This window comes from Pedobacter sp. 01T416_2 (assembly GCF_056398925.1).
Map to the genome: position 1 here is coordinate 1 of NZ_JBFTQI010000775.1, position 2,703 is coordinate 2,703.

A 2,703-nucleotide genomic window follows, 5' to 3' on the forward strand; every position below is an offset into this window, starting at 1 on the left:
GGCGAATTTAAGTCCAGTCGTGGTGGAGTAATATTTTTAATGGGAAATGTTGTTGAGATGGGAATTGTCGATAAATATTTAAATGAGCAATGTGGGAATAAAAGTTATGAATTATGCAAGTACAAGGACTCCATCCCGAATAATTTTCTGTGGGATTCAAAAAGCCCGATGCGCAAGATGGGGGGCTGGAAGGGCAGTGAAAAAGAGTATACCGCTATTTTAAAAGATATTTTGACAACTCCAAAATATCTGAAAACATTTGTATTTAGCTCTTTGGTTCTAACATTGAAGCAACTTGCAACATTTGAAACCGGCGAAGCCGCAAAGCCCTGGAGACGTGTAAATCGCGCTGTTAGAGATTATCATTACAGCGATTTCCAAAATTTTATGCATTCTAAACAGAGCGAGCAGAAACTGGATTTTACGGTTATCAACTTCCTTCAAAACCTGGTATTTGCGTCATGTTTTTTTCTATATCTGGTGACATTTTGCTCTGATAAGATAGCAGTACGGTATAAATTGCTAGCTGTATACATTCTTTCTGCCGTACTTGTTAATGCTTGGATCTGTGGAACCTTTTCAGGTGTGTTTCCCCGGTATCAAAGCCGGGTCGTTTGGCTTATGCCTCTCCCAATATTTTTGTACGTCATGGGAAATTGGAAGAAACCGTCAGATAAAAATTAACAACAACTATATATAACTCTATTAACTCTCTTAAATCAACGATTTGGAACTTACAATTTTAATGCCCTGTTTAAACGAGGAAGAAACCCTCTCAAAATGCATCGTTAAGGCATTGCGCTCAATTGAAGCACACAATCTCAATGCTGAGATACTAATTGCAGATAATGGCAGTACCGACCGGTCAAGACTGATAGCCAATAATCTAGGTGCAAGAGTTATTGATGTAAAAGAAAAAGGTTATGGGAACACCTTGAGGGCTGGGATATTCAATTCGAAAGGCAGGTTCATTATTATGGGGGATTCAGATGATAGCTACGATTTTAGTGATTTGATGCCCTTTATTACGAATCTGAGAAATGGTGATGATCTGGTTGTTGGCAACAGGTTTAAGGGAGGAATCCAAAAAAATGCAATGCCTTTTCTGCATCGGTATCTGGGAAATCCGGTTCTGTCATTTTTGGGGCGCCTGTTCTTCAAAACACCCGTAAAGGATTTTCATTGTGGTTTAAGAGGCATGAATAAGAGTTCGATTATCGAACTTGGGCTATCGACTTCTGGTATGGAATTCGCCTCAGAGATGATCGTTAAATCAGCGATCAATAATCTGAAGGTTTCTGAAGTTCCGATAAAACTTTATTGTGATGGAAGATCACGGGATCCGCATTTAAATACCTGGAGGGATGGCTGGCGGCATTTGTGTTTTTTATTGGTACATAGTCCAAAGTGGCTGTTTCTATATCCCGGACTGCTTTTTCTTTTGATAGGCCTATTATCGGCTTCAGGGATTTTTATAGGAGCGGTCAGATTTGGGATAGTTAATCTCGATCTGGGAGGTGTTTCATACCTTTCCATACTTAGTATCATTGGCTTCCAATCTGTATTTTTTTATTTTTTTTCAACCATACGGAGAGATTCTACAGGAATTTATAGCAATACGGGAGCTAAATTTTTTCAAAATATAAATGACCACCTTAATATCTGCATTCTGGGCGGCGGGGGGATGTTTTTAATAGGGATAATGCTCACCGTATATTCCCTTCGATTTAGCAGCATTCCATTTAATCAAAGTCTAGCGACAAATCACATCGCCAAGATTCTCGTTCCGGCTGTGACCAGTTCTTTATTGGGGATACAAGTTGTTTTTAATAGTTTTTTCTTAAGTATCCTAAATGCAAGATTAAAAGAGTGAACATCAAAACTATTTGTCGGACTTAAATAGAAAACTTGAATACTCAAACTGACCAATTTATTGTTAAATGTATAGAGCAAGAATTAAAGAGATCATAATTAAAACCGCTTATCTGTTGATGATCTGCCTCTCTGTGGTATTCGTTCGGGTTTTCTGCCTTGAATTTTACAAGGTAGATTCCATCAGTATGGAAAATACACTTTTTCCAGGCAATCTTATTCTTGTTAATAAGGTGGCTTTTGGCGCTAAGTTACCAAATGGCCCTAAAGAGGTCCCTTTTCTGCAAGTATTTTCCTACCTGTTTGGCTTTCGGAATTGGACACAAAATACCAGATGGGAGTATTATCGGATACCTGGTTTGGATAAGATCAAGAGAAACGATATTGTTGTCTTTGATGACATTAGGCAACAAGACCGTTTGATCAAGCGCTGTATTGGGTTACCTGGCGATACTTTGTTTATTGAACACAATAGCCTATACATAAACGGAAAACCAAGGCAGGAGCCGGAATCAGTTAAGTTTTCTTATAAGCTCACCAAAAAACCTAATGTAGACTTAAGTGGCCTATTGAATCAATTTGGGTTAGATACTAAAAGTATATTATGGAAGACAGACGACGAATATCATATTTCAATGACTAATGAAACCTATGATAGGTTGTCGAAATCGAAGGATGTGGTAATGGTTCAGATTGATGACCTCGAAAGGGGCGGAGGTGGACCAGACCTGTTCGGTTATCCAACCTATAAGTACACAAGAGAAAATTTTGGTCCTGTCATTATTCCTGAAAAGGGACAGGTTATTAGGCTCAATACAGAGAACATAGCAT

Annotated in this window: 3 protein-coding genes; all 3 read left to right on the forward strand. The window is 38.5% G+C overall.

Annotated features, from left to right (window positions below; all coding sequences use genetic code 11):
- The coding region (locus AC1DPQ_RS23895) for a hypothetical protein (protein ID WP_477611090.1) at positions 1-684 on the forward strand (684 nt) is incomplete at its 5' end.
- 43 nt (positions 685-727) lie between these two features.
- Positions 728-1,873: a glycosyltransferase family 2 protein gene (locus AC1DPQ_RS23900; protein WP_477611091.1), complete on the forward strand. Its 1,146-nt coding sequence runs from the start codon at positions 728-730 to the stop codon at positions 1,871-1,873.
- 67 nt (positions 1,874-1,940) lie between these two features.
- Positions 1,941-2,703, forward strand: a 763-nt coding sequence (gene lepB / locus AC1DPQ_RS23905; protein WP_477611092.1) for a signal peptidase I, incomplete at its 3' end; no start/stop codon positions are given.